Source organism: Acidovorax temperans (genome assembly GCF_028596105.1).
GTDB lineage: Bacteria > Pseudomonadota > Gammaproteobacteria > Burkholderiales > Burkholderiaceae_C > Acidovorax > Acidovorax temperans.
In genome coordinates, this window is record NZ_CP117193.1 from 1700822 (window position 1) to 1726273 (window position 25452).

At 61.9% G+C, this 25452-nt stretch carries 22 protein-coding genes and 2 pseudogenes; 16 read left to right on the plus strand and 8 right to left on the minus strand.

From position 1 onward, the window contains the following. Nucleotides 1-70 precede the first annotated feature (70 nt). Nucleotides 71-961 (minus strand): glutamate racemase, encoded by an 891-nt coding sequence (gene murI / locus PQV96_RS08070; protein ID WP_207375467.1) that lies wholly within the window; start codon nt 959-961, stop codon nt 71-73. A gap of 178 nt (nt 962-1139) precedes the next feature. Then, nucleotides 1140-2696 carry a fumarate hydratase gene (locus PQV96_RS08075; protein ID WP_207375466.1) on the minus strand — a complete coding sequence of 519 codons (1557 nt, stop codon included), beginning with the start codon at nt 2694-2696 and terminating at the stop codon, nt 1140-1142. Between the two features lie 178 nt (nt 2697-2874). On the opposite strand from PQV96_RS08075, the gene fumC reads away from it, so the two are divergent. Beyond that, entirely contained in the window at nt 2875-4278 is a 1404-nt protein-coding gene (gene fumC, locus PQV96_RS08080; protein WP_207375465.1) for a class II fumarate hydratase, read from the plus strand. A 50-nt stretch (nt 4279-4328) separates the two neighbouring features. Here fumC and PQV96_RS08085 read toward each other — a convergent pair whose 3' ends face one another. After that, entirely contained in the window at nt 4329-4928 is a 600-nt protein-coding gene (locus PQV96_RS08085) for a TIGR00645 family protein (protein WP_207375464.1), read from the minus strand. A gap of 189 nt (nt 4929-5117) precedes the next feature. Here PQV96_RS08085 and acs point away from each other — a divergent pair, with 189 nt between their 5' ends. From acs to PQV96_RS08100, 3 genes are all read left to right on the plus strand, one after another. Then, entirely contained in the window at nt 5118-7112 is a 1995-nt protein-coding gene (gene acs, locus PQV96_RS08090; protein WP_207375463.1) for an acetate--CoA ligase, read from the plus strand. Nucleotides 7113-7576: 464 nt separating this feature from the next. Next, on the plus strand, nt 7577-8962 hold the full coding sequence (gene ltrA, locus PQV96_RS08095) for a group II intron reverse transcriptase/maturase (RefSeq protein WP_066691875.1): 1386 nt from the start codon (nt 7577-7579) through the stop codon (nt 8960-8962). A gap of 319 nt (nt 8963-9281) precedes the next feature. Then, a complete protein-coding gene (locus tag PQV96_RS08100) occupies nt 9282-9746 on the plus strand; it encodes a LapA family protein (protein ID WP_198846263.1) in 465 nt (154 codons plus the stop codon). Nucleotides 9747-9876: 130 nt separating this feature from the next. Here the strand turns inward: PQV96_RS08100 and PQV96_RS08105 are convergent, their stop codons facing one another. Continuing rightward, entirely contained in the window at nt 9877-10182 is a 306-nt protein-coding gene (locus tag PQV96_RS08105) for a c-type cytochrome (RefSeq protein WP_044398681.1), read from the minus strand. Nucleotides 10183-10296: 114 nt separating this feature from the next. Between PQV96_RS08105 and PQV96_RS08110 the strand changes: the two genes are divergently transcribed. The 3 genes from PQV96_RS08110 (at nt 10297) to ilvD (ending at nt 14270) form a co-directional block, all read left to right on the plus strand. After that, entirely contained in the window at nt 10297-10539 is a 243-nt protein-coding gene (locus tag PQV96_RS08110; RefSeq protein WP_044398679.1) for a TIGR04438 family Trp-rich protein, read from the plus strand. A 412-nt stretch (nt 10540-10951) separates the two neighbouring features. After that, nucleotides 10952-12001 carry an IS110 family RNA-guided transposase gene (locus PQV96_RS08115; RefSeq protein ID WP_027814485.1) on the plus strand — a complete coding sequence of 350 codons (1050 nt, stop codon included), beginning with the start codon at nt 10952-10954 and terminating at the stop codon, nt 11999-12001. A 409-nt stretch (nt 12002-12410) separates the two neighbouring features. Next, entirely contained in the window at nt 12411-14270 is a 1860-nt protein-coding gene (ilvD, locus tag PQV96_RS08120; protein WP_207374041.1) for a dihydroxy-acid dehydratase, read from the plus strand. 250 nt (nt 14271-14520) lie between these two features. On the opposite strand, the gene bfr is transcribed toward ilvD, so the two are convergent. Next, nucleotides 14521-14997 carry a bacterioferritin gene (bfr, locus tag PQV96_RS08125; RefSeq protein ID WP_207374050.1) on the minus strand — a complete coding sequence of 159 codons (477 nt, stop codon included), beginning with the start codon at nt 14995-14997 and terminating at the stop codon, nt 14521-14523. A 228-nt stretch (nt 14998-15225) separates the two neighbouring features. On the opposite strand from bfr, the gene lgt reads away from it, so the two are divergent. The 8 genes and pseudogenes from lgt to PQV96_RS08170 form a co-directional block, all read left to right on the plus strand. After that, complete coding sequence (gene lgt / locus PQV96_RS08130) at nt 15226-16047, plus strand: prolipoprotein diacylglyceryl transferase (RefSeq protein WP_207374040.1); 822 nt, start codon at nt 15226-15228, stop codon at nt 16045-16047. Between the two features lie 507 nt (nt 16048-16554). Continuing rightward, nucleotides 16555-17223: a GntR family transcriptional regulator gene (locus PQV96_RS08135; protein ID WP_207374039.1), complete on the plus strand. Its 669-nt coding sequence runs from the start codon at nt 16555-16557 to the stop codon at nt 17221-17223. Then, the gene (locus PQV96_RS08140) at nt 17220-18719 is read left to right on the plus strand and encodes a malonyl-CoA decarboxylase (RefSeq protein WP_273624964.1); all 1500 of its coding nucleotides are present in this window, start codon (nt 17220-17222) and stop codon (nt 18717-18719) included. Before PQV96_RS08135 ends, PQV96_RS08140 begins: the two co-directional genes overlap by 4 nt. An 87-nt stretch (nt 18720-18806) precedes the next feature. Beyond that, nucleotides 18807-19805: a Bug family tripartite tricarboxylate transporter substrate binding protein gene (locus tag PQV96_RS08145; RefSeq protein ID WP_066699443.1), complete on the plus strand. Its 999-nt coding sequence runs from the start codon at nt 18807-18809 to the stop codon at nt 19803-19805. A gap of 153 nt (nt 19806-19958) precedes the next feature. Then, nucleotides 19959-20759, plus strand: a complete 801-nt coding sequence (locus PQV96_RS08150) for an enoyl-CoA hydratase/isomerase family protein (RefSeq protein WP_066699450.1) — start codon at nt 19959-19961, stop codon at nt 20757-20759. Nucleotides 20760-20781: 22 nt separating this feature from the next. Continuing rightward, complete coding sequence (locus PQV96_RS08155; protein WP_207374038.1) at nt 20782-22335, plus strand: malonate--CoA ligase; 1554 nt, start codon at nt 20782-20784, stop codon at nt 22333-22335. 495 nt (nt 22336-22830) lie between these two features. After that, a complete protein-coding gene (locus PQV96_RS08165; protein ID WP_207374036.1) occupies nt 22831-23172 on the plus strand; it encodes a four-helix bundle copper-binding protein in 342 nt (113 codons plus the stop codon). A 42-nt stretch (nt 23173-23214) separates the two neighbouring features. Then, nucleotides 23215-23352, plus strand: a pseudogene (locus tag PQV96_RS08170) (DUF1010 domain-containing protein); the annotation flags it as partial. A gap of 476 nt (nt 23353-23828) precedes the next feature. Here the strand turns inward: PQV96_RS08170 and PQV96_RS08175 are convergent. Continuing rightward, nucleotides 23829-24032 (minus strand): annotated as a pseudogene (locus tag PQV96_RS08175) (IS481 family transposase); the annotation flags it as partial. Here PQV96_RS08175 and PQV96_RS08180 point away from each other — a divergent pair. After that, entirely contained in the window at nt 24004-24177 is a 174-nt protein-coding gene (locus tag PQV96_RS08180; RefSeq protein ID WP_242638143.1) for a DUF1010 domain-containing protein, read from the plus strand. The pseudogene PQV96_RS08175 and the gene PQV96_RS08180 sit on opposite strands and share 29 nt — an antisense overlap. Here the strand turns inward: PQV96_RS08180 and PQV96_RS08185 are convergent. Beyond that, entirely contained in the window at nt 24158-24832 is a 675-nt protein-coding gene (locus tag PQV96_RS08185) for a LysR substrate-binding domain-containing protein (RefSeq protein WP_273624965.1), read from the minus strand. The genes PQV96_RS08180 and PQV96_RS08185 overlap by 20 nt on opposite strands. A gap of 160 nt (nt 24833-24992) precedes the next feature. Then, a complete protein-coding gene (locus PQV96_RS08190; protein ID WP_066691481.1) occupies nt 24993-25436 on the minus strand; it encodes a universal stress protein in 444 nt (147 codons plus the stop codon). Nucleotides 25437-25452 lie beyond the last annotated feature (16 nt).

The window sequence follows — 25452 nt, forward strand, 5'->3', positions numbered from 1 at the left end:
GATTGCTATAAAGTTAATAGCTTGTGGCGCTTATTCATCAAGCGCTAGGGCCACTTTTTATCTATATTTTTCAGCGCACTGATACGGACCGGCAGTGTTCCGTTGGCAGGTTTAGCCAACGCTTGGCAGCCGCTTCCATCATGGCCACTGGGCCTGTGGTCAGCAGGAGTACGGAAGGAGTGGCGTCCGTACCAGCCTCGGAGAGGTTGCCGCCTGCGGAGCCTGCTGTTTGCAACAAGCCTGCAGCGTCGAGCAGGCGCTTGGTTTGGCGAGCAACAGGTTCACCGGTTTCTATGAACTGCACGTTTGGACCCACCAGCGTGCGCAACTCGTGGGCTACAAAAATGTAGTGGGTGCAGCCCAGAACCAGGGTATCCATTTCCCCTGGCGCTGTGCCAAAGGTGCCCATGGCATTCACATAACGTTTGCATAATGCGCCCGTTTCAGTGCTTTCAACGGGGTGGGCGGCTGGTGCTACAGGCGATGCCACGCTGCGTTCGATGGCGTGTGCGAGCCCATCGCAGGGTTGCACCACAAAATGGGCTTGATCGGCCAATGAAGCCATCAGCTTGCCAAACTTGGCACTGGTGAGCGTCCCGCGCGTGCCGATCACGCCCACATGTCCAGTCTTGGTGACTGCCAGAGCCGATTTGATGGCGGGCTCCAGCCCTACCAAGAGCAGGTCGGGGTGGCTGCTGCGCACTTCGTGGATGGCCGCCGCTGTGGCGGTGTTGCAAGCCACCACCAGCGCTTTGATGTCGTGTTGCTCACGCAGATATTGGGTGATGGCGTGGGTGCGCGCAGCCACAAAAGCGTCGCCGCGCTCGCCATAAGGGGCGTTGGCGCTATCGGCCAGGTACACAAAACGTTCGTGGGGCAGGGCTGCCAACAGCGCTCGCAGCACGCTCAGCCCGCCGACGCCGCTGTCAAATACACCGATGGGAGAAGAAGCCTGCGGCATCGTGAACCAAGCTCTGGCAGTGGGAAAACAGGGATTGTAGGAAAGACGAGGAGCCTGCGCGGACACGCCGGCTTGAATCAGGATGTCATTCACTATGCAGAAATGAAAAAGCCGCCCGAAGGCGGCTATTCAAGATACGGCCAAGCGTCAAGCAAGGGCGCCTGGTCGTCTGTGAGCGTCAGCCTGCAGCCACTTCAATGCCCTTGAACTCGCCCGAGGCAATGCGCTTTTGCCATTCGGCCGGGCCGGTGATGTGGACGCTGGTGCCGCCAGAGTCCACGGCCACGGTCACGGGCATGTCGACCACTTCGAATTCATAGATGGCTTCCATGCCGAGGTCTTCGAAGCCCACCACCTTGGCGGTCTTGATGGCTTTGGAGACCAGGTAGGCGGCGCCGCCTACGGCCATGAGGTAGGCCGACTTGTGCTTCTTGATGGCTTCAATGGCAACCGGGCCGCGCTCGGCCTTGCCCACCATGGCGATCAGGCCGGTCTGGGCGAGCATCATCTCGGTGAAGCCGTCCATGCGCGTGGCGGTGGTCGGACCTGCAGGGCCCACGGCCTCGCCCTTCACGGGGTCCACAGGGCCCACGTAGTAAATGATGCGGTTGGTGAAGTCCACGGGCAGCTTCTCGCCCTTGGCCAGCATGTCCTGGATGCGCTTGTGCGCGGCGTCGCGGCCGGTCAGCATCTTGCCGTTGAGCAGCAGCGTGTCGCCGGGCTTCCAGCTGGCGACTTCTTCCTTGGTCAGCGTGTCGAGGTTGACCTTCTTGCTCTTGTTGTAGTCGGGCGCCCAGTCCACGTTGGGCCACAGGTCCAGGCTGGGGGGCGTGAGGTACACCGGGCCCGAGCCGTCCATCACGAAGTGGGCGTGGCGCGTGGCAGCGCAGTTGGGAATCATCGCAATCGGCTTGCTGGCCGCGTGCGTGGGGTACATCTTGATCTTGACGTCCAGCACCGTGGTCAGGCCGCCCAGGCCCTGCGCACCGATGCCCAGGGCATTGACCTTTTCATACAGCTCCAGGCGCAGCTTTTCGACGTTGTCGAGTTCCGCTCCGCTGGCTTGCTTGGCCTGCAGTTCGTACATGTCCAGGTCGTCCATCAGGCTTTCCTTGGCCATGAGCACCGCCTTCTCGGCCGTGCCGCCGATGCCGATGCCCAGCATGCCGGGCGGGCACCAGCCAGCGCCCATGGTGGGCACGGTCTTGAGGACCCAGTCCACCACGTTGTCGCCGGGGTTGAGCATGTACATCTTGGACTTGTTCTCCGAGCCACCGCCCTTGGCTGCCACGGTGATGTCCAAGGTGTTGCCGGGCACGATCTCGGTGAAGATCACGGCGGGGGTGTTGTCCTTGGTGTTCTTGCGGGCGAACTGCGGGTCGGCCACCACCGAGGCGCGCAGCGTGTTGTCGGGGTGGTTGTAGCCACGGCGCACCCCTTCGTTGATGGCGTCATCCAGGCTGCCGGTGAAGCCTTCCCAGCGCACGTCCATGCCCACTTTCAGGAACACGTTGACGATGCCGGTGTCCTGGCAGATGGGGCGCTGGCCAGTGGCGCTCATCTTGCTGTTGGTCAGGATCTGGGCGATCGCGTCCTTGGCCGCGGGGCTCTTCTCGCGCTCGTAGGCGCGGGCCAGGTGGGCGATGTAGTCGGTGGGGTGGTAGTAGCTGATGTACTGCAGCGCACCAGCGATGGATTCGATCAGGTCTTCTTGGCGAATGGATGTCGTGGTCATGGCGGGAAGTCTGTGGGGATGAAATCGACAGCCTTCGATTATCCCTCTGCGGGCTTGCGTGGTTCTGTCAGGGTTATCTGGTCGCTTGCATGCCTGCTTTGAGCCACGGGCTTGTGCGCCATGGGATGGACTGGTTATGCTGAGTACCGTCCTTCACTCGCAAGCCAGGATCCTGCACATGACACTGCACAACGGCAAAGCATCAGCCTACCGCACGGAGCGCGACACTTTTGGCCCCATCGACGTGCCTGCGCGGCGCTTGTGGGGGGCGCAAACCCAACGCTCTTTGCAGCACTTTGCCATCTCGGGCGAACGAATGGCTCCTGAACTCATCCGGGCGCTGGCACAGGTCAAGCGTGCCTGTGCTTATGTGAACCACAGCCTGGGTTTGCTGGATGCCACCCGCACCGCGGCCATCGTGGCGGCTTGCGATGAAGTGATGGCTGGCGCGCATGAAGAGGAGTTTCCTCTGGTGGTCTGGCAGACCGGCTCGGGCACCCAGACCAACATGAACATGAACGAGGTGCTGGCCAACCGGGCGAGTGAATTGCTCAGTGGCCCGCGTGGGGAAGGCCGCCTGGTGCACCCCAACGACGACGTGAACAAGAGCCAGTCGAGCAACGACGTCTTTCCTACTGCGATGCACCTGGCGGCGGTAGATGCGCTGACCCACAAACTGCTGCCCGCCCTGCATGCGTTGCGCATGACGCTGGCCGCCAAGGCTGAAGCGTTTGCCGACATCGTGAAGATTGGCCGCACTCACCTGCAGGACGCGACCCCGCTGACTTTGGGGCAGGAAGTATCGGGCTGGGTGGCACAACTAGACCATGCCGAGCGCCACGTTCGTGCAGCCATGCCCCACTTGTGTGAGCTGGCCTTGGGCGGCACGGCCGTGGGCACGGGCTTGAACGCCCCGGCGGGCTATGCCCAGGCCGTGGCCAAAGAACTGGCTGACTTGACCGGGTTGAATCTGGTGACGGCACCGAACAAGTTCGAAGCCCTGGCCAGCTGCGATGCCCTGGTGCAGGCCCACGGCGCGCTCAAGGGGCTGGCGGTCAGTTTGATGAAGATTGCCAACGATGTGCGTTGGCTGGCCAGCGGGCCGCGCAGCGGGCTGGGCGAGATCACCATCCCGGAGAATGAGCCAGGCTCGTCCATCATGCCGGGGAAGGTCAACCCCACACAGTGCGAAGCCATGACCATGCTGTGCGCTCAGGTCATGGGCAACGATGTGGCGATTGGGGTGGGTGGGGCGTCGGGCAATTTCGAACTCAACGTGTTCCGGCCCATGGTGATCCACAACTTTTTGCAGAGCGTTCGCCTGCTGGCCGATGGCATGGTCAGTTTCGACAAGCACTGTGCCTCGGGCATTGAGCCAAACCACGAACGGATTGAAGCGCTGGTCGAGCAGTCTTTGATGCTGGTGACCGCGCTCAACCCCCACATCGGTTACGACAAGGCCGCCGCTATTGCCAAGGCGGCCCACCAGCAAGGAATCAGCTTGCGAGAGGCCGCTCTGGCCTCGGGCCATGTGACGGCTCAGGAGTTCGACGCCTGGGTCGTGCCGCGCAATATGGTCTGATGGAAGGAATCGCCTCGAGCTGTTCAGCGATGGTCCGGGGCGTCAGCGGCTCAATGCGAATCGCTGGGGTGCGACATCAATCGGTCGGTCAGCGCAATCGCCAGGGCGCTCAGCAAGAACACCACATGGATGATGGTTTGCCACATCAGCACCTTGAGGTCATAGTTGGCCGCATTGATAAAGGTCTTGAGCAGGTGAATGGAACTGATGCCGATGATCGCCGTGGCCAGCTTCACCTTGAGCACTGAGGCGTTCACATGGCTCAGCCATTCGGGCTGGTCGGGGTGCTCTTCCAGGTGCAAGCGCGACACAAAAGTCTCATACCCTCCCACGATCACCATGATCAGCAGGTTGGAGATCATCACCACGTCAATCAACGCCAGCACCACCAGCATGATGATGGTCTCGTTGAGTGCAGAGACTTCGAAGTCACTCTTGTAGCCAATGCTGGTGACCAGTTGCTTCAGGGCGGCGGAGTTGCCGAATGCGGCTTCCACTAGGTGAACCAGCTCTACCCAGAAGTGAAAGACATACACCGCCTGGGCAAGAATCAGCCCCAGGTACAGCGGTAGCTGCAGCCAGCGGCTGGCAAAGATGAGTGAGGGCAGGGGGCGCAGTGGAGCGCTGGTTTTATGCTGGGATTTGGACATGCGAACCTGCGTGAGGTAAGAAAGTTAAGGGGCAAAAAGCGAACGCGCGATTCTAGAGGCGCTCTGTGACGGCCGTCGAAACCAAGGGCTAACCCTGAGCCGAATAGTCACCTGCGAGTCAGTAGCATGTAAGTGGGGCAGAAGACAGTACCTGCGAATTCTTATTCCAATGACCCAGGAGACAACACCATGAGTGCAACAACATCCGCAATTGAGTCTGTGTTGGTGGAAAACCGAGTGTTTCCGCCAGCCGACGCAGTGGTCAAAGCTGCGCGCATCTCCGGCATGGCCGGGTACGAGGCTCTGTGCAAAGAAGCCGAAGCTGACTTCGAAGGCTTCTGGGCCAAGCAGGCGCGCGCCAATGTGCAGTGGACCAAGCCTTTCACCCGCACGCTGGATGAGTCCAACGCCCCGTTTTTCCGCTGGTTCGATGATGGCGAATTGAACGCCAGTGCCAACTGCCTGGACAAGCACATTGGCACGCCCACCGAGAACAAGACCGCCATCATTTTCGAAGCCGATGACGGCGCGGTCACCAAGATCAGCTACAAAGAGCTGCTGGACCGCGTGAGCCAGTTTGCCAACGCGCTCAAGGCCCACGGCGTGTCCAAGGGCGACCGCGTGCTGATCTACATGCCCATGACCATCGAGGGCGTGATTGCCATGCAGGCCTGCGCCCGCATTGGCGCCACGCACAGCGTGGTGTTTGGCGGCTTCAGCGCCAAGGCTGTGCATGAACGCATCATCGACGCAGGCGCCGTGGCCGTGATCACCGCCAACTACCAAATGCGTGGTGGTAAAGAGTTGCCGCTGAAGGCCATCATTGACGAGGCCTTGGCCATGGGTGGCTGCGACACCATCCGCAACGTGTTTGTCTATCAGCGTACGGCCACGGCCTGCAACATGGTGGCTGGGCGCGACAAGACCTTTGCCGAAGCGTTGGCAGGCCAAAGCACCGAGTGCGCACCTGTGGCCGTGGGCGCCGAGCACCCGCTGTTCATCTTGTACACCAGCGGCTCCACCGGCAAGCCCAAGGGCGTGCAGCACAGCACCGGCGGCTATCTGCTGTGGGCCAAGATGACCATGGACTGGACGTTTGACCTGCGTGCAGACGATATCTTCTGGTGCACGGCCGACATTGGCTGGATTACGGGCCACACCTACGTGGCTTACGGCCCGCTGGCTGCAGGCGCCACACAGATCATCTTTGAAGGCATTCCTACCTTCCCGAATGCGGGTCGCTTCTGGCAGATGATTGAGCGCCACAAGTGCACCATTTTCTACACCGCTCCCACGGCTATCCGCTCGCTCATCAAGGCGGCCGAAGCTGACGAGGCGGTGCACCCCGCGCGCTCCGATCTGTCGTGCCTGCGCATTCTGGGCAGCGTGGGCGAGCCCATCAACCCCGAAGCCTGGATGTGGTACCACAAGAACGTGGGCGGCGAGCGCTGCCCCATCGTGGACACCTTCTGGCAGACCGAGACCGGTGGCCACGTCATCACCCCATTGCCCGGCGCCACACCGCTGGTGCCAGGCAGCTGCACGCTGCCCCTGCCAGGCATCACGGCCGCCATCGTCGATGAGATGGGTAACGACGTGCCCAACGGTTCGGGTGGCATTTTGGTCATCAAGCGTCCCTGGCCTAGCATGATCCGCACCATCTGGAACGACCCCGAGCGCTTCAAGAAGAGCTACTTTCCCGAAGAACTCAAGGGCTACTACTTGGCAGGCGACGGCGCTGTGCGCAGCGCTGACCGTGGCTACTTCCGCATCACCGGCCGTATTGACGATGTGCTGAACGTGTCGGGCCACCGCATGGGGACCATGGAGATCGAATCCGCACTTGTCGCTAAGACCGACCTGGTGGCCGAGGCCGCTGTGGTGGGCCGCCCCGACGATGTGACGGGCGAGGCCATTTGCGCCTTCGTGGTGCTCAAGCGTTCACGCCCCACGGGCGAAGAAGCCAAGCAGATCGCCAACGAGTTGCGCAACTGGGTGGCCAAAGAGATTGGCCCCATTGCCAAGCCCAAGGACATCCGCTTTGGTGACAACCTGCCCAAGACCCGCAGCGGCAAGATCATGCGTCGCCTGCTGCGCAGCATTGCCAAGGGGGAGGCGATCACGCAGGACACCAGCACGCTGGAAAACCCCGCAATCCTGGATCAACTGGCTCAGACCAACTGACCCTTTTACGGTCTGACCTCACAAAGCGCCTGCCAAGCAGGCGCTTTTTTTATGGTGCGCCCAGCATGGGCGCACACCTGCGGGTGCAAGTCCTGCTGCGAGCTGGTCACAGTGAGCAAAGTGAAGCGCAACTGCATGAGGGTGACCGAATGTGGGGAGGAAGCGTGGAGCGTAAATCGTGAGCCGATGAACAAGAACCGCATAGAAGGCGCTGCCGAGCAGGGTGAGTGGGCCATTTACCACGAAGCTCTTGTGACCAAGGCTTGGGCGGCGTAGATGCGGCGGTTGTGCGATGAAGGTGTGCGACCCTTACCTGGGGAGATCTCGCCTTGTGCCTGAAAGGGTGACGGTTATGCCGTAGCGAGAAGTCAGCAAAGGTCGTAGTAGTGCAAGTCCGAAACCCGAAGGGGAGGTGTGGCGAGCACGAAGGGCCGAACGAGAGTGAGTGAACGAGGACACGTGTGATGTCAAAGGCCATGCGTCAGATGCCAGGGCGACCTGGGCGGGTGAGCGCAGCGCACGGTGAAGCCGTGCGTGATCTCATCAGCGACGAAGCCAGCGGCCCGCCGCGTGAACACCCGGACACAGGGTCGGCAAGGCAGCCTGCAGGCACAGGTGGCTTGCTGGAAGCGGCGCTGACGAGACAGAACCTGCAACTGGCGTGGAAACGGATCAAGGCCAACAAGGGCGCAGCCGGGGTGGACGGGCTCGACATCGAGCAAACCGCCCAGGTGATACGCCAGAGATGGCCCGACATACGCCAAGCGCTGTTGCAAGGGCGCTACCGGCCCAGCCCGGTACGCAAGGTGATGATTCCCAAACCTGACGGCAGCCAGCGCGAGCTGGGCATCCCGACGGTGCTGGATCGGCTGATCCAGCAGGCACTGCTACAAGTGCTGCAGCCGCTGATAGACCCCACCTTCAGCGAACACAGCTACGGGTTTCGTCCCGGTAGGCGTGCACATGACGCAGTCAAGGCTGCGCAGACGTACGTCCAATCGGGCAGACGCGTGGTGGTGGACGTGGACTTGGTCAAGTTCTTTGACCGGGTCAACCATGACATCCTGATCGACAGGCTCAAGAGGCGCATAGACGACGCTGGCGTCATCCGGCTGGTGCGAGCGTACCTGAAAGCCGGGATCATGGATGACGGGGTGGTGGTCGAGCGCCATCTGGGCACGCCGCAAGGCGGGCCGCTATCCCCATTGCTGGCCAACGTGCTGCTTGACGAAGTAGACAAGGCGCTAGAGGCGCGGGGCTGCAGCTTTGCGCGCTACGCTGACGACTGCAATGTCTACGTGGGCAGCACCAAGGCCGGCGAGCGGGTGATGGCCTACCTCAGGAAGCTATACGGCGGCCTGAAGCTTGAGGTCAACGAAGCCAAAAGCGCGGTGGCCTCAGCCTTCGGGCGCAAATTCCTGGGTTATGCGCTGTGGGTGGCCAAGGGCAAAGAAGTCAAATGTAAGGTGGCCGCCAAGCCGCTGCAAAACTTCAAGGCCCGCATCCGGCAACTCACACGCCGCTCGGGCGGGCGCAGCATGGAGGAGGTCGTTGACAAACTGCGGCCCTACCTGCACGGATGGAAGGCGTACTTTGGGTTGGCGCAGACACCCGGGGTCTGGCGGGAGCTGGACGAATGGCTGCGCCACCGACTGCGAGCCATCCAGCTGCGGCACTGGAAGCGATCCAGGACGATCTACCGGGAACTCAAGGCACTGGGGGCGTGCGACGATGTGGCCAACCAAGTGGCGGGCAACTGCCACCGTTGGTGGCGCAACAGCAATGGAGTCATCAGGCGCGTGCTGACGATTGCGTACTTCGACTGGCTGGGAGTGCCCAGGCTGTCCTGACCTCAAACTCTCGAACCGCCCGGTGCGGACCCGCATGCCGGGTGGTGTGGCAGGGGCGCCTCCTATCAGGGAGGCCCCCTATGCCGATGCCTGAGCGATTTGCGCTTGCTTGGCTCATTCATCGGGCGCATCGCCACACCTTTGTAGGATGGGGGCGCAACTTTGGCTTGGCATCGCTGCCAGCTCCGCAGTTGGGGTACAAACGCCCTCTACATGCCCTGCCGCTGGCTCTAGAGGATTCGCCCACGCGTTTGATGTGTGCGAATCGATCTTCCAGTCTGGGTTACAACGTGCCAGTCTGGTTCGCGAAGGAGTTTTTATGAAGATGTTGTCCACCCTGTTGCTACTGATCATCGTGGCGATTGCAGGTTTGGCCCTGCTCAATTGGGACGCCTTGTCTGTTGTGACGGCGGTGTCTGTGGGCTTGGCGACCTTTGACGCCCCTCTGGGGCTGCTCATGCTGGGGCTTACCGCACTGCTGGCTGTCTTGCTGGTGGCCTACGTGTTGTCTTTGCAGGGCTCGGTATTGCTCGAAACGCGTCGCCATACCAAAGAAATGCAGGCCCAGCGGGAGCTGGCCGACAAGGCCGAAGCATCGCGCTTTACCGAGCTTCGCGCATTTCTGGAGCAACAGCAAAGCCAGGCCCATGCTGCATTGTTGAATCGGCTGGACAACATGGAAACCCGGCTCACTGCGCGTGCGCAGGAGTCTGACAACACCACAGCGGCTTACGTGGGCCACTTGGAACAAAAGCTGGTGGGGCGCAGCGAGCCGATGGCTTGAGGCTGTTCACACACGTATCGGCCTCCTGCACTGTCTTACCCCGCAGTAACAAAAAAGCCGCCAACCCAAAGGTTTGCGGCTTTTTTTGTTTGGCGAGCTTGCGGCCCGCCAAAGTAGCGCGATGCGCTGATTACTTCTGGGCCAGCACCCAGGCAGCCAGCTTCTTGGCTTCGGCTTCGTTCACTTGTGCGTTGGCTGGCATGGGCACGGGGCCCCACACGCCAGAGCCGCCCTTGATGATCTTGACGGCCAGCTTGTCCACTGCGTCTTTTTGACCAGCGTACTTGGCAGCCACGTCCTTGTAAGAAGGACCCACCAGCTTCTTGTCGACGGCGTGGCAAGCCATGCAATTCTTGGAAGTTGCGAGGGCTTGGTCGGCCATGGCAGGGGCTGCAACGGCAAGCGTCATGGCGATGGTGATCAGGGCACGTTTCATGGTGGGTTTCCTGTGGTTGGGTTACAGTTATTTCAACGCGATTGTAGTGATGCGCGTTGACTTTCGGTTGTGTTTGGTCAACGAATGCAATTCACATTTTTTGAGGGGGCGGTTATGTATCTTTTAGGCATTTCACTTCTGTTGCTACTGCTCAAGTACATGGAGATTGGCCCCGTGGCTACATGGTCCTGGTGGGTGATCGTGGGCTCCTTCGGTGCGACGGCCGCATGGTGGATGTGGGCCGATGCCACCGGGTACACCAAGCGCAAGGCCGTTGAGCGCATGGAAAAGCGCAAACAGGATCGCATCAATAAGAACAAGGAAGCCCTGGGCATGCGCCCACGCAAGCCCCGCTGAGTTGGTGGGGCTGCAAGACCCGTCCTTGGGTGCGCACCAGCTTCGTTTGCTCGCCTTAGAACCTGTTCAAGATCTTTTTGGGGGATCGCATTGGAGTGCAATCGGGATGAGTGGATGCTTCGGGTGCGCCGCATGGGCTCGTGCCCATGCAAGCAGCCGGGGCGTCCAATCGCCCGATTTCACTCCAACCCTTCGGGCAAATGTCTTGCCGGGTGGTCTGCGGCGTTGCGGCGTTTGCCAATAGCCGAGCTATTGGCTGCACACCGCGCCTTGCATCCCATCCCCGCAAGGCACTCGTGCGACCCCAAAAAGATCTTGAACCAATGGGATGGACGCCCCCACCCTAAACGGCATCGAAAGTGCCACAGTGGAGATGTCAGTTTTTCCACCTCAACGAGCAGGAGCGTCCACCATGAAGATTACAACCATTGGCATCGATTTGGCCAAGAATGTGTTCCAGGTCCACGGCGTGGATGAGCACGGCAAAGCCGTGTTCAACAAGCCGCTCAAGCGCGAACAGATGGCTGCCTTCTTCGTGAACCTGCCGCCCTGCCTGATTGGCATGGAAGCCTGCGGCAGCGCCCACCACTGGGCGCGCAAGCTTCAGGGCATGGGCCACACCGTGCGCCTGATGGCACCCCAGTTCGTCAAGCCCTACGTCAAGACCAACAAGAACGATGCAGCCGATGCGGCTGCCATCTGCGAAGCCGTCACCCGCCCGAGCATGCGCTTCGTACCGATCAAGAACGTGGAGCAGCAAGGCGTGCTGGCCCTGCACCGGGTGCGCCAGGGCTTTGTCAAGGCCCGCACTGCACAGGCCAACCAGATCCGGGGCCTGCTGGCCGAGTTTGGGGTGATCGTTCCCCAAGGCATAGGCCACATTACCCAACGGGTGCCAATGCTCATTGAGGATGCAGCCAACGAGTTGCCCGGCGTGTTTAGACTGTTGATACAACGTCTGCTCGAGCACCTCAAGGAGCTTGACTGCCAGGTGCAGGAGCTGGAGGCACAAATCGTGGCCTGGCACCGCCAAAGCGACTTGAGTCGCAAACTCGGGCAGATCCCCGGCATTGGCCCCATCACGGCCTGCGCATTGGTGGCATCTCTGGGGGATGCAAAGAACTTCAAGGATGGCAGGCAGGTGGCAGCCTGGCTAGGGCTGGTGCCACGCCAACACTCCAGCGGGGGCAAACAAAACCTGCTGGGTATCAGCAAACGGGGCGACACGTATTTGCGCACCTTGCTGATTCACGGAGCGCGCTCGGTGATCTATCACGCCCAGAAAAAAGACCAGCACCAAGGCCAGGGCAGCGCGCAGTGTGGCTGGCTCAATGGTGTGCTGCAGCGGCGCAACAAGAACGTAGCGGCGGTGGCGCTGGCCAACAAGAATGCCCGCATCGTGTGGGCGTTGCTCGCGCATGACAGGAGCTACGAGCCGGGCTACGTACGAGAGTCGGTCTGAGCAACTAGCGCCGGCACGACAAGAACGAGGAGCGGGAGAAAACCAACCGATTGCTCAAGCAATCATGAAGTGATGGCAAGACAGGTCAGACCGTGGTGGATGAAATCCGATAAGAACGTGGCACTTGGAGTGCGTTGAACCGATAGGACCTCCACCAGCGATTCCCATCAGGGACCGTGGCTCGCGCCACAACAAGTCCGGATATACGGGTGCAATCTTTACCTTCTTGGCAGCAGTGAGTGAGGGCTTGGCTTATTCGGGGCGTCCATATAAGGTTCTTAGCGCCCTCGGGGCGATGGCAAATGGCTCAGGGTTAACCTGCGGCTTCTGGCAAAGCCGATTTTTTTCTGCTGGGGGATAATTCCCCGGCGCTCTTTCGCCTTTTTCCAACACTTCACCCGACATCACGATGCCCGTTTACCGCTCCAAAACCTCTACCGCTGGTCGCAACATGGCTGGTGCCCGCTCGCTGTGGCGTGCCACCGGCATGAAGGACGACGACTTCAGCAAGCCGATCATTGCGGTGGTCAACTCGTTCACGCAGTTTGTCCCCGGCCACGTGCACCTCAAGGACCTGGGCCAGCTGGTGGCGCGTGAGATTGAGGCGGCGGGTGGCGTAGCCAAAGAGTTCAACACCATTGCCGTGGACGACGGCATTGCGATGGGCCACGACGGCATGCTGTACTCGCTGCCCAGCCGCGACATCATTGCCGACTCAGTGGAGTACATGGTCAACGCGCACTGCGCCGATGCCATGGTGTGCATCTCCAACTGCGACAAGATCACCCCCGGCATGCTGATGGCCGCCATGCGGCTGAACATTCCGGTGGTGTTTGTCTCCGGCGGTCCGATGGAGGCTGGCAAGGTCAAGCTGGCCAACCCGCAAACCCAGAAGATCGAATTCAAGAAGCTCGACCTGATCGATGCCATGGTGATGGCCGCCGACGACAAGGTCAGCGATGCCGATGTGGCCGAGGTCGAGCGTTCTGCCTGCCCCACCTGCGGCTCCTGCTCGGGCATGTTCACCGCCAACTCGATGAACTGCCTGACCGAAGCGCTGGGCCTGTCGCTGCCCGGCAACGGCACCGTGGTGGCCACGCACGCCGACCGCGAGCAACTCTTCAAGCGCGCAGGCCGCCTGGTGGTAGAGCTGTGCAAGCGCTACTACGAAGAAGAAGACACCACCGTGTTGCCACGCTCCATGGGCTTCAAGGCCTTTGAGAACGCCATGACGCTGGACATCGCCATGGGCGGCTCCACCAACACCATCCTGCACATCCTGGCCATTGCGCAAGAAGCCGAGATCGACTTCACCATGGCCGACATTGACCGCATCTCGCGCGATGTGCCGCAGCTGTGCAAGGTGGCGCCCAACACCAACAAGTACCACATCGAAGACGTGCACCGCGCAGGCGGCATCTACGGCATCCTGGGCGAGCTGGACCGTGCGGGCAAGCTGCACACCGACGTGCCCACCGTGCACACCAAAACGCTCAAGGAAGCGCTGGACGCGTGGGACATCAAGCGCAACCCGTCCGACGCCGTCAAAACCTTCTACATGGCCGGCCCCGCTGGCATCCCCACGCAAGTGGCTTTCAGTCAAAGCACCCGCTGGCCCAGCCTGGACGAAGATCGCGCCGAAGGCTGCATCCGCGCCTACGAGCACGCTTTCTCCAAGGAAGGTGGCCTGGCCGTACTGACGGGCAACATCGCCCTGAACGGCTGCGTGGTCAAGACCGCAGGCGTGGACGACAGCCTGCTGGTGTTTGAAGGCCCCGCCCATGTGGTGGAGTCGCAGGACGAAGCCGTGGCCAACATCCTGGCCGACAAGGTCAAGGCGGGCGATGTGGTCATCGTGCGCTACGAAGGCCCCAAGGGCGGCCCTGGCATGCAAGAGATGCTGTACCCCACCAGCTACATCAAGTCCAAGGGCCTGGGCAAAGCCTGCGCCTTGCTGACCGATGGGCGCTTCTCAGGCGGCACCTCGGGCCTGTCCATCGGCCACGCCTCGCCCGAAGCCGCGGCTGGCGGCGCCATTGGCTTGGTGCGCAATGGCGACCGCATCCGCATCGACATCCCCAACCGCAGCATCAACGTGCTGGTGTCTGACGAAGAGCTGGCAGCGCGGCGTGTGGAGCAGGACAAGCTGGGGTGGAAGCCTGCACAGCCTCGCCCCCGCAAGGTGTCTGCCGCGCTCAAGGCTTACGCCAAGCTGGTCATGTCGGCCGACAAGGGCGCTGTGCGCGATCTGTCGTTGCTGGACGACTGATGGGGTAGGGCGATTGAGGGCGCGCTCCTCACTCGCCATCGCCACCTGTGCTGCCGCACTCCGGTAGCGCCTCAATTGAGTCGCTCCCCCCATCAAAAAAGCCGCCCAGCAGAGATGCTGGGCGGCTTTTTTGTATGGTTTTGCTATTTATTTGATAGCTGCTGGCGCTTGATTGGATTGCGCTGGGTCCTGATTTGACCAAAACCTACAAACCTCCGCATGGGCCGGGTGCCCCGTTTGCTCAGGCCATTCAGGCTGCGGGTTGCGACTGGCTCTGCAGATAGTTGGGCAGGCCCATCTTTTCGATCAGACCCAGTTGCTTTTCCAGCCAGTAGGCGTGGTCTTCCTCGGTGTCGCGCAGCTGGGCCAGCAGCAGGTCGCGGCTCACGTAGTCGCGCACGCTCTCGCACAGCTCCATGCCTTTTTGCAGGGCATCGCGCACTTCGTATTCCACGGCCAGATCCTTTTGCAGCATCTCCACCACCGTGGTGCCGGGGGTGAAGGGGTGGGGGCGCATGTCGGGCATGCCACCCAAAAAGAGGATGCGGCGCAGCAGCGCGTCGGCGTGCTGGGTTTCTTCCTGCATTTCGTGGTCCAGGCGGGTGTACATCTTCACCAGGCCCTGGTCTTCGTAAATGCGAGAGTGGATGAAATACTGGTCGCGCGCCGCCAGCTCGCCGCGCAGCAGGTTCTTGAAATATTCGATGACTTGTGGGTTGCCTTGCATGGCGCGTTCCTTTTTTGGGTTCATGAAGCCGAAGGCTCTGGGTCGAGAGTATCGCGCCCAATGCATTGACGAATGGATGCCGCTGCGCGATCGACCATGCACCAGTTGACTGTGATGGTGCGCATCCCAAAAAAGCGAGGCGCCTGGTGCATAGCGCGCAAGAGGCTCAACACCATGTGGACACTCGCCCCAAGCCTGTCATGGGTTGCGGGCACAATACCGCCCACCATGCTGACTTACCCTCATATCGATCCCGTTGCCCTGCAGTTGGGCCCCCTCGCCATTCACTGGTACGGCATCACGTATCTGGTGGCGTTTGGGCTGTTCATGTTCCTAGGCACGCGCCGCCTACGGCACGAGCCGTTTGCTTCCATCACCGGCCCCAACGCCTGGACGCGCAAGGATGTCGAGGACATTCTTTTCCTCGGCGTGGTGGGCGTGGTGATTGGCGGGCGACTGGGGTACTGCCTGTTCTACAAGCCCGGCTACTACCTCACCCACCCGCTGGAGATTTTTGCGGTGTGGCAGGGCGGCATGGCGTTCCACGGTGGCCTGCTGGGCGTGATTGCCGCCATGCTGTGGTTTGCCCATTCGCGCAAACGCCCCTGGCTGCAGGTGGCCGACTTTGTAGCGCCCTGCGTGCCCACGGGCCTGGCTGCAGGCCGTGTGGGTAACTTCATCAACGGCGAGCTGTGGGGCCGCTTTGCCAGCCCCGATCTGCCCTGGGGCATGGTGTTTGCGCACAGCGGCTCCCTGCAGCCGCGCCACCCTTCGCAGGTCTACCAGTTCTTGCTGGAAGGGCTGCTGCTGTTCGTGCTGCTGTGGCTGTATGCCCGGCGCGAGCGCAAACAAGGCCAAGTGGCCGCCGCCTTCCTGGTGGGCTACGGCAGCTTCCGCTTCATTGCCGAATATTTCCGTGAGCCCGACAGCTTCCTGGGCCTGTTGTCTCTGGGCATGAGCATGGGCCAGTGGCTGTGCGTGCCCATGGTGGCTGCGGGCGTGGCACTCTGGGTGTGGGCGCAGCGCCAGCCGGTGGCTGCACGCCGTTGAGCCGCGCGTTGTTCGATTCCCCGGCGCCGGGTTGGTGAGCTGGGGGCGCCGTCCTCCAGGCGCTTTCTGTGCGCTGAAATCTTTGTGGTCCGACCTCAGTGCCAGCAACGCAACGTTGCTGGCCGTGCATCCTGCTGCGCATCGACCGCCTTCGTGAGTTGCTATTATTTTAATAGCTGCTTGCGCTTTTCTATCGGGCGCTAGGGCCTCATTTGGCTCAAATTTCAGCCAAGCACCGCTGCCGCTCCGCCCATCCCCGGCCGCCCCCGCAGCGCCCTGCAAGTGTTGTGCAGCCGCTGCTGGGTGCGGCTATTTACCCCGCCCGGGCCAAAACTCGGGGTTTCCACCTTGTGATTTTTCATAATTATGAGAAATTACAAACGAAATCGACAGATGCCGTGCTGTTGAACGCGGTAAGGTGAAAAAACACCCTCGGCTTGCGTTCTTCAGCATCCGTCATCCCCCATTCGGGGGCGTGCTTTCATTTTCCAGGAGCTGTTTCAGACCATGCGCCCGGTTCCCAATTCACTGCACGATGAAGTCGCCTCGCGGCTGCGCGAGCAGATTTTTGGCGGCGCACTGCCGCCCGGCAGCTTTCTGGACGAGGCTGCGCTGTGCGAGCGGCTGGAGATTTCGCGCACACCGCTGCGCGAGGCGCTGAAGGTGCTGGTGGCCGAGGGGCTGCTGCGCCACGAACCGCGCCGGGGCTGCTTTGTGGCCGAGGTGACAGAGCGCGACCTGGACGAAATCTTCCCCGTGATCGCCTTGCTGGAAGGGCGCGCCGCCCACGAGGCCACGCAAAAGGCCAGCAGTGCCGATGTGGCAGCGCTCGAAACCCTGCACCAGCGCCTGCTGCAATGCGCCAGCGAAGGGCGCATCCCCGACTATTACGTCACCAACCACGCCATCCATGAGGCCTTCATCACCCTGGCCGACAACCGCTGGCTGGCCCAGGTGATTGGCGATTTGCGCAAGATTTTGCGGCTGGCCCGCCTGCAGCAGTTGCACGCGCCGGGCCGGTTGCAGCAAAGCCTGGCCGAGCACCTGGCCGTGTTTGCCGCCCTGAAGGCAGGCGACAGCGCCGCCGCTGAAGATGCCATGCGCACCCATTTGTTGCGCCAGCGCGATGCGCTGCGCGATGTGGCCCGTAACCAGCAATCGAGGTTGACACCATGAACAGCACCGCCGAATGGATCTCCCGCAGTGTCTCCCGTCTGCGCGCCGCAGCCCCCGCTGCCGACAAGGACGGCGCCAAGGGTCCTGAAAAACTGGCCCGTGCCAGCGTTGATAAATCTGGCGTGACTGACGTTGTGGAAAAAGTGGCCGCGCCGCGCTCCACGCACGAACGGCTGCAGGCCACGCTGCGCCGGGGGCAAGAGGCCCTGTCGCCCCGCGCGCTGCGCCGCTTGCTCACCGACTTGCAGGCCGTGGTGGCCCCGCAGGTGAGTGAGCTGGAAGGCGGTCGCCGCGCCCAGGCCGTGGCCGAGTGGTATGCCACCGCCGAGCTGGAAGAGCGCCGCGACATGTGGCTGCTGCTGTGCGAGCAGTTTGCGCCCGACGCCACCGAATTCAAATCGGCCCGCCAGCGCTACGAGGCCGCCGCAGGCACGGCTGAGGAAGGGCAGGCCGAAATCTCGCTGCGCCGTGCGCTGGTGTCGCCGCGCACCCGGCTGCTGCAGCGGTTTGCGGTGTTCCCCGATGGCATGCGCTTTTTGGTGGACATGCGCGCCGAGCTGCTGCCCCTGCTCAAAAGTGACAAGCGCCTGCTGGCACTCGATGCCGAGCTGGAGCAGTTGTTCTCTACCTGGTTTGACGTGGCGTTTTTGGAGCTGCGCCGCCTGTCGTGGGATTCGCCTGCCTCGCTGATCGAAAAGCTCATCAAGTACGAAGCGGTGCACGACATTCGCAGCTGGGCCGACCTGAAAAACCGGCTGGACAGCGACCGCCGCTGCTACGGCTTCTTCCACCCCCGGCTGCCCAACGAGCCGCTGATTTTTGTGGAGGTGGCGCTGGTCGACAAAATCTCGCCCAGCATCACGCCGCTGCTGGACGAGTCCGCCGCGCCGGTCGATATCACCCGCGCCACCACGGCGATTTTTTACTCCATCAGCAACACGCAAACCGGCCTGCGTGGCGTGAGCTTTGGCGACTCGCTCATCAAGCATGTGGTGGAGACACTGACGCAGGAGTTTCCGCGCCTTCGCACCTTTGCCACGCTGTCGCCCATCCCGGGTTTCCGCGCATGGCTTTCCAAGAACGCGGGGGCCATGCTGGACCGCCTGGACGACAAGCGCCGCAGCGAACTGGGCCGGGCCGTGGGGTTTGAGCCGCCACAGGCCACGCACTTTCTGGCGGCGGTAGATAAGCCGCTCGACCTGGACGCCAAATCGCCCGCGCGGCAAATGCTGCTCGAATGCGCGGCCCACTACCTCGCCCGCGAAATGGTGGACGGCAAGCCGGTGGATGCCGTGGCCCGCTTTCACCTGGGCAACGGCGCGCGGGTAGAACGGCTGAACTGGGCGGGCGACCCGTCTGCCAAGGGACTGAAACAATCGTATGGGTTGATGGTGAATTACCTGTACGACTTGAAGCGTATAGACAAGCACCGGAGCTTGCTGGCGCAGGGCAAAGTGCCAGCGTCGGGAGACATCGACAGCCTTTGCCGCCACTGATGGTCGGTTCGCGGGCCGCTGAACAAGTTCTCAGAGGCTTCGCCAGGGACGGACTTCCTTTTTTATAACGACGACAGGAGACAAGGAATGACAACAGAAAACATGGTGCAGCGCCGCGACGTGCTGCGAACCGCCGCAGGCGCGGGCCTGGGCTTGCTGGGCGCGGGCAGCGTGTGGGCGCAGGCATCGGCCTGGCCCACCAAGCCGGTGAACCTGGTGGTGCCGTTTCCTGCCGGTGGGGGCACCGATGCCTTTGCGCGCCCCCTGGCAGCGCAGTTCTCCAAAGCCACGGGCAAGACGCTGGTGATTGACAACCGCGGCGGCGCGGGCGGCACCGTGGGCGCCAGCTTTGCGGCCCGCGCGGCGGCCGATGGCTACACGCTGTTCATGGGCGGCGTGCACCATTCCATTGCCCCCGCCATGTACCCCAAGCTCGATTACGACATCGAGAAAGACTTCATCCCCCTAGCCCTGCTGGCCCAAGTGCCCCAGGTGCTGGTGGTCAACCCCAAGACGCCCTCGGCCAACTTCAAGCAGTTCCTCGACCATGTGAAGAAGAACCCTGCCAAGCTCAACTACGGCTCGGCCGGCGCAGGCACGTCGCACCACCTGGCGGGCGAGCTGTTCAAGCAGCAAACGGGCACCTTTATCACGCACATCCCTTACCGTGGCGCGGGCCCCGCATTGCAAGACCTGATTGGCGGCAATGTGGACATGATGTTTGACGGCCTGGGCTCGTCCGCCGCGCACATCAAGGGTGGGCGCATCAAGGCGCTGATGGTGTCGGGCACCAAGCGCAACCCCGCCTTCCCCGATGTGCCCTGCGCCGCCGAAGTGGGCTTGCCGGACTACACCGTCACCACCTGGTACGGCCTGTGGGCGCCCAAGGGCACGCCCGCCGACGTGCAGGCCAAAATCGTGGAAGAAATTCGCAAGCTCGGTTCGTTTGACGAACTCAAGTCCATCTGGGCCAGCAACGGCGCAGAGTACGGCGGCATGACGCAGCAGCAATTCGCCGCCTTCGTGAGCGGCGAAGTCAAGCGCTGGTCTGACGTGGTCAAGGCCTCTGGCGCAAAACTTGATTAACCCCATGTGATTGACGTTGTGGTGCGCGTTGCGCCATCCCCCTGAAGGGGGACGCCACCCGTGGCCTGGCGAAGCCAGTTCCACGGTGGCCCTGGCGATGGCGCTGCGCTGGTGCGAAGGTTGTGGGGATGTGTGAAGAGAATGGATTCCAAGATGTCGGGTGAGGTGCTGGTTCAAGACGGCGAAGCCGGTGTGGTGTGCGTCACGTTGCGCCACACGGGTCGGCTCAATGCCATGTCGCGCACCATGTGGCGGCAGTTGCGGTCGGTGTTTGAAGGCATCCAGGCCAGCAACGCGCGCTGCGTGGTAATTGCGGGCGAGGGCGGCGCCTTCTGCGCCGGGGGAGACATTTCGGAATACCCCGGTTTCCGGTTTGACGCAGCCGCGCTGCGCGACTTTCACGAAAACGACGTGTGGGGCGGCCTGAATGCCATGCTGGCGTGCGATGTGCCCATCGTCGCCAGCATCAGCGGCGCCTGCATGGGCGCGGGGGTCGAGATTGCCAGCTGCTGCGATGTGCGCGTGGCGGGCGCTGCGGCCCGCTTTGGCGCGCCCATTGCCAAGCTCGGCTTTCCCATGGCCCCGCGCGAGGCGCAGCTGGTAGCCGCCGCCGTGGGCGAAACCGCTGCCCGCCAAATGCTGCTGGAAGCCGCCACCTTCACCGCCGCTGACATGCTGGCGCGCGGCTTTTTGAGCCGCGTGGTGCCCGACGACGATGTGCCCGCCGAAGCCCTGGCCAGCGCCCGCCGCATCGCCGCCCTGGCCCCGGGCGCCGCACGCATGAACAAGCAAGTGCTTCGAGCATTAAAAACGCATCCAGCGCTTGATGGGAAAGCGCCAGCAGCTATTGAAATGATAGTAAATGGCCCGCACGACCCCTATGCCTACGCCGACAGTGCCGAGCACCGCGAAGGCATTACCGCGTTTCTTGCCAAAAGACCCCCTGTGTTTTAACCGCTGAACTGCCCGCCTACTTATGAGCAACCAAAACCTCTTCAGCGCCCTGCGCGCCGCCTTCCCGTCTGACCTGGACAGCACCGCCGTCGAGACCACCGCCGCAGACGGCAGCCCGCTGTTCTACACCTGGCGCGACCTGGACCGCGCCAGCGCCCGCATCGCCAACCTGCTCGCATCGCTCAAGCTGCCCGAAGGCAGCCGCGTGGCCGTGCAGGTCGAAAAGTCCGTCGAAGCCATGGCCCTGTACCTGGCCACGCTGCGTGCGGGCTACGTGTTCTTGCCACTCAACACCGCCTACCAAAGCGCCGAGATCGAATACTTCATCGGCAACGCCGAGCCCGCCGTGGTGGTGTGCAGCCCCGGCAACTTTGGCTGGGTCAGCAAAATCGCCTTCACCCTGGGCACGCAGCATGTGTTCACCCTGGGCGATGACCGCACCGGCAGCCTGCTCGATCGTGCCGCCCACCACGGCGACGAGCACCAGGCAGTGGCCCGCAGCGCCGACGACCTGGCCGCCATCCTCTACACCAGCGGCACCACCGGCCGCAGCAAGGGCGCCATGCTCACGCACGGCAACATGCTCAGCAACGCCGTCATGCTCAAGGACTATTGGGGCTGGAGGAAGGGCGATGTGTTGATTCACGCCTTGCCCATCTTCCACGTCCATGGTCTGTTCGTCGCCATTCATGGCGCGCTCATCAACGGCAGCAAGATGATCTGGTGCCCCAAGTTCGACCCCAAGGCCGTCATCGCCGCCATGCCCCGCGCCACCGTGTTCATGGGCGTGCCCACGCTGTACGTGCGCATGCTGGCCGAGGCGGGCTTGAACCAACAGGCCGTGAAGAACATGCGCCTGTTCATCGCAGGCTCTGCACCGCTGCTCATCGAAACCTTCAAGGAATGGCAGCAGCGCACCGGCCACACCATCCTGGAGCGCTACGGCATGAGCGAAACCATCATGCTCACCAGCAACCCCTACAGCGCCGACAAGCGCTACAACGGCCAGGATGAACGCCGTGGCGGCACCGTGGGCTTCCCCCTGCCGGGCGTGAGCCTGCGCGTGCAGGGCGACGACGGCAAAGACCTGCCCGTGGGCGAGATCGGCGGCATCCAGGTCAAGGGCCCCAACGTGTTCAAGGGCTACTGGCGCATGCCCGAGAAGACGGCGGAAGAGTTCACGAAGGACGGTTACTTCAAAACCGGCGACGTGGGCAAGGTCGACGAGCGCGGGTACGTCCACATCGTGGGCCGCAGCAAAGACCTGATCATCAGCGGCGGCTACAACGTCTACCCCGCAGAGATCGAGGGCTACATCAACGAAATGCCCGGCGTGGCCGAAAGCGCCCTGGTCGGCGTGCCCCACCCCGACTTTGGCGAAGTGGGCGTGGCCGTGGTCATTGCCAAGCCCGGCGCCCAACTGGATGCCGACGCCATCGTGGCCCAGCTTAAGTCGCAACTGGCCAACTTCAAGATTCCGAAGAAGTGCTTTGTGGTGGCAGAGCTGCCGCGCAATACGATGGGGAAGGTGCAGAAGAATTTGCTGCGGGATCAGTACAAGGGGTTGTTTGCTTGATCGTTGGAGGCCTGGCATCCAGGCCCGCCTTGGCGGGCCCCGATCAGCTCAAGCATCGGAATGCATCCATCCGCGAAATTTTAGGTTTGCCTAAAAGTGGGGAGGTGCATACTGCCAGCAAAAAATTCGTGTCGAAATGCGTTATCAGACTTGTGTTGATTAGACTGTTGTCGTCTAAATCTAGTTAGTCCCATCACCCGCTCTATGCGCGCAGCCACCTGTTCCAGCGCTCCGCCCTGTTCCAAAGGCTTTCAAGCCTTTTGGGCCTCCAGCGCTTGTGCAGCAAGCGCCACCAGCGTCCATCTATCTGGTTTGGTGGACACCATCGTTGCCGCTTACGCCGCCGCCCTCAAGGGTGGGATGACCGTGCGCTTACGTCAATCGGTGGCGTCATCCTACAGCGCCGAATACCCCGGATGACAAAAGATTGAGGCTCCTCGCAGCCAACTGCGCAGGTTCCCGCTCATCTTTCGAGCTACTTATCAGGAGATTTTTATGAACCACACCCCGAACCAATACACGTCTTGCATCGAGGCTTGCCAGGTGTGCGCCACGGCTTGCCATCAGTGCTTCGCGGCTTGTCTGAAAGAGGACGACGTAAAGATGATGGCGCGCTGCATTGCCCTGGACGCGGACTGTGCTGCGATCTGCGGCTTGGCGGCTGACGCCATGGCGCGCAACAGCGAGCACGCGGCTGCCATCTGCGCGCTGTGCGCGCAGATCTGCAAGGCCTGCGGCGATGAGTGTGCCAAGCACGAGGCTGACCACTGCAAGGCGTGTGCGCAGGCTTGTCTCAAGTGCGCCCAAGAGTGCGACGCCATGGCGCGTGCCGCTTGATCCTGTTGCTCAACACTTGGAGAACACCATCCTTCTTGCAGCGCTGCGCCGCTTCCGTGGCCCAGCGCTTTTTCGTGGGCTGCGCCCTTGTCCAAGGCAGGGCGCTCCCTTTTGGCCTTCGGGTCTAACTCTGCGGTCAAGCGGACCCGCATTCTGCGGGCCGCTTACCTTGGCCGTTAGGAGTCAGGAGATCGACTTGTGACTGATTTCTTTCAAGGTGTTGTCGCAGAGTATCTGCGGGCTGATCGTGGAGTATTTGTAAACCCCGAAATATTGCTCCAACTTGAACCTGGGGCCAGCCCGAAGAAAGGCCGGTTTTGGTATTGCGATCTCATGGCTGTATCCCTTCGCGAGCATGCGGTATACCTGTGCGAAGTGACATACTCCTCAAGCGCATCCGCGCTTATAAAACGGCTCCAAGCATGGAAGACACATTGGCCTGAACTAAAGTTCGCCCTGCAACGAGACTGCGGCGTTGATCCCTCTTGGCAAGTATTGCCTTGGGTTTTTCTGCCAGAAAGCCGACGCCCCGTTTATGAACGCAAGCTCGCGACGCTTGGAGAATTCTGCGAATCTGGTATGCCAATCCCAAGATTTACCGCTCTTGAAAACGTTGTGCCGTGGAAATATTGCACTTGGGATAGACGGCCAGATGCCTAACTGTTGCATCCCGGACGATCATATGGCCGCTTGTGAAACAGATCCGGCCTCTCCAAGTACCACTGCTTCATGGCCTGCATCGGCGTCTTGCTGCCCAGTGCTGACTGCGGCAGCTGGTGGTTGTACAAGGCCACATAGCGCTGCAAGGTCTGCTCCATATCTTCACGGCTGTTGAACCGGTGGGCCTCCAGCGCTTGTGCAGTAAGCGCCACCAGCTATCATTCTTGCAGCGATGCGTCGCCTTCTTGGCCTAGCGCTTTTTCCTGGGCCGCGTCCTTCGTCAAGTCAGTGCTCCCCCTTTTGGCGTTCGGGTCTAGCTCTGCGCTCAAGCTGCAGCGTTGGTGACGGCATTGGTACCGTTCGCCCCTTGCTGCGGTGCGCAAAAAATACAGCCCGCCCCAGCCTCTGCAGTCGCAGGCGCAGCCGCCCCTTCGGGATGGTTGCAGCAATGCTCCAGCCACCCGGCCACCAGCCGGTACACCGACAAATTGGTGCGGGCTGTGGGCGCGCACAGGTAGTAGCCCAGCGGGCTGTCAAAGCGGTTTTTCAACGGCTCTACCAGCGAGCCTGCTGCCAATTCGTCTTCCACCAGGCAGGTCGGCATGATGCCCACGCCAAAGCCTGAAACGGCTGCGCGGATGATGAATGAGTAGAGGTTGAAGCCGGGCCCGAAGCGGCTGGCGCTGGTGTCCAGGCCGTTCGCCTCCATCCAGTCTTGCCAGGCCAGGGGCACTTCGATGTGTTGCAGTAGCGTGGCGCGCATCAGGTCTTGCGGGGTGCGCAGGGGCAGGGCGTCGCGCAGTTGGGGGCTGCAGACGATGCTGGTTTCCTTACCAATCAGGTAGCGCGCATTGGCGCTGGGCCAGTTGCCGCAGCCGTACTGGATGGCGGCGTCGAACTCGTGCGGCGTCGCAAAGTCGTGGGCGTGCTGGTAGCGCACAAGGTTCAGCGACACCTGCGGCAGCGTGCGCTTGAAGTGGCCCAGGCGGGGAAGAGCCACTGCGCCGCAAACGTGGGTATTGCTGAGTCACCCGCCGCCCAGGCGGGAATGAAAAACACCGGAAAGGCGTTGAGCCTTCCCGGTGTTTTGCTATGGTTTCAATAGCTGGTAGCGCTTGTTGAATAAGCGCTAGAGCCTGTTTTGATACTTAACTTGGTGATTAACGCAGCACCAGCACAGGGATGTGCGAGTGCGTCAGCACGTGCTGGGTTTCGCTGCCCAGCAGCAGGCGCTTGAGGCCCTTGCGGCCGTGCGATGCCATCACGATCAGGTCGCACTTGTGCTTTTTGGCGGCAGAAATCACGGCCTCGGCCACCAGGTCGGACTTGGCGGTCACGGCTTTCACAGTCACGCCTTGGGCTGCGCCCTGGGCCTTGACGGCATCCACCATGGCCTGGGCGGCGTCGCCCCACTGGCCTTCAATGCGTTTCACATCGCTTGCGTCCACCGGCATGCCCCCTTCAAAGTAGCTGCGGGGGTAGCGGGGCACCACTTTGAGTGCGACCACGGAGGCGCCGGACAAGGCCGCCAGAGACAGGCCGCTTTCAACAGCCTTGTCGGACAAAGGTGAACCGTCGGTTGCAATCAGGATGCGTTTGTACATGGGGGGCCCCTCAAAG

Bases quoted from the DNA above. Each gene is read 5' to 3' on its own strand.
- murI (WP_207375467.1), bottom strand. From the start codon at position 961: ATGCCGCAGGCTTCTTCTCCCATCGGTGTATTTGACAGCGGCGTCGGC.
- PQV96_RS08075 (WP_207375466.1), bottom strand. From the start codon at position 2,696: ATGACCACGACATCCATTCGCCAAGAAGACCTGATCGAATCCATCGCT.
- fumC (WP_207375465.1), top strand. From the start codon at position 2,875: ATGACACTGCACAACGGCAAAGCATCAGCCTACCGCACGGAGCGCGAC.
- PQV96_RS08085 (WP_207375464.1), bottom strand. From the start codon at position 4,928: ATGTCCAAATCCCAGCATAAAACCAGCGCTCCACTGCGCCCCCTGCCC.
- acs (WP_207375463.1), top strand. From the start codon at position 5,118: ATGAGTGCAACAACATCCGCAATTGAGTCTGTGTTGGTGGAAAACCGA.
- ltrA (WP_066691875.1), top strand. From the start codon at position 7,577: ATGTCAAAGGCCATGCGTCAGATGCCAGGGCGACCTGGGCGGGTGAGC.
- PQV96_RS08100 (WP_198846263.1), top strand. From the start codon at position 9,282: ATGAAGATGTTGTCCACCCTGTTGCTACTGATCATCGTGGCGATTGCA.
- PQV96_RS08105 (WP_044398681.1), bottom strand. From the start codon at position 10,182: ATGAAACGTGCCCTGATCACCATCGCCATGACGCTTGCCGTTGCAGCC.
- PQV96_RS08110 (WP_044398679.1), top strand. From the start codon at position 10,297: ATGTATCTTTTAGGCATTTCACTTCTGTTGCTACTGCTCAAGTACATG.
- PQV96_RS08115 (WP_027814485.1), top strand. From the start codon at position 10,952: ATGAAGATTACAACCATTGGCATCGATTTGGCCAAGAATGTGTTCCAG.
- ilvD (WP_207374041.1), top strand. From the start codon at position 12,411: ATGCCCGTTTACCGCTCCAAAACCTCTACCGCTGGTCGCAACATGGCT.
- bfr (WP_207374050.1), bottom strand. From the start codon at position 14,997: ATGCAAGGCAACCCACAAGTCATCGAATATTTCAAGAACCTGCTGCGC.
- lgt (WP_207374040.1), top strand. From the start codon at position 15,226: ATGCTGACTTACCCTCATATCGATCCCGTTGCCCTGCAGTTGGGCCCC.
- PQV96_RS08135 (WP_207374039.1), top strand. From the start codon at position 16,555: ATGCGCCCGGTTCCCAATTCACTGCACGATGAAGTCGCCTCGCGGCTG.
- PQV96_RS08140 (WP_273624964.1), top strand. From the start codon at position 17,220: ATGAACAGCACCGCCGAATGGATCTCCCGCAGTGTCTCCCGTCTGCGC.
- PQV96_RS08145 (WP_066699443.1), top strand. From the start codon at position 18,807: ATGACAACAGAAAACATGGTGCAGCGCCGCGACGTGCTGCGAACCGCC.
- PQV96_RS08150 (WP_066699450.1), top strand. From the start codon at position 19,959: ATGTCGGGTGAGGTGCTGGTTCAAGACGGCGAAGCCGGTGTGGTGTGC.
- PQV96_RS08155 (WP_207374038.1), top strand. From the start codon at position 20,782: ATGAGCAACCAAAACCTCTTCAGCGCCCTGCGCGCCGCCTTCCCGTCT.
- PQV96_RS08165 (WP_207374036.1), top strand. From the start codon at position 22,831: ATGAACCACACCCCGAACCAATACACGTCTTGCATCGAGGCTTGCCAG.
- PQV96_RS08190 (WP_066691481.1), bottom strand. From the start codon at position 25,436: ATGTACAAACGCATCCTGATTGCAACCGACGGTTCACCTTTGTCCGAC.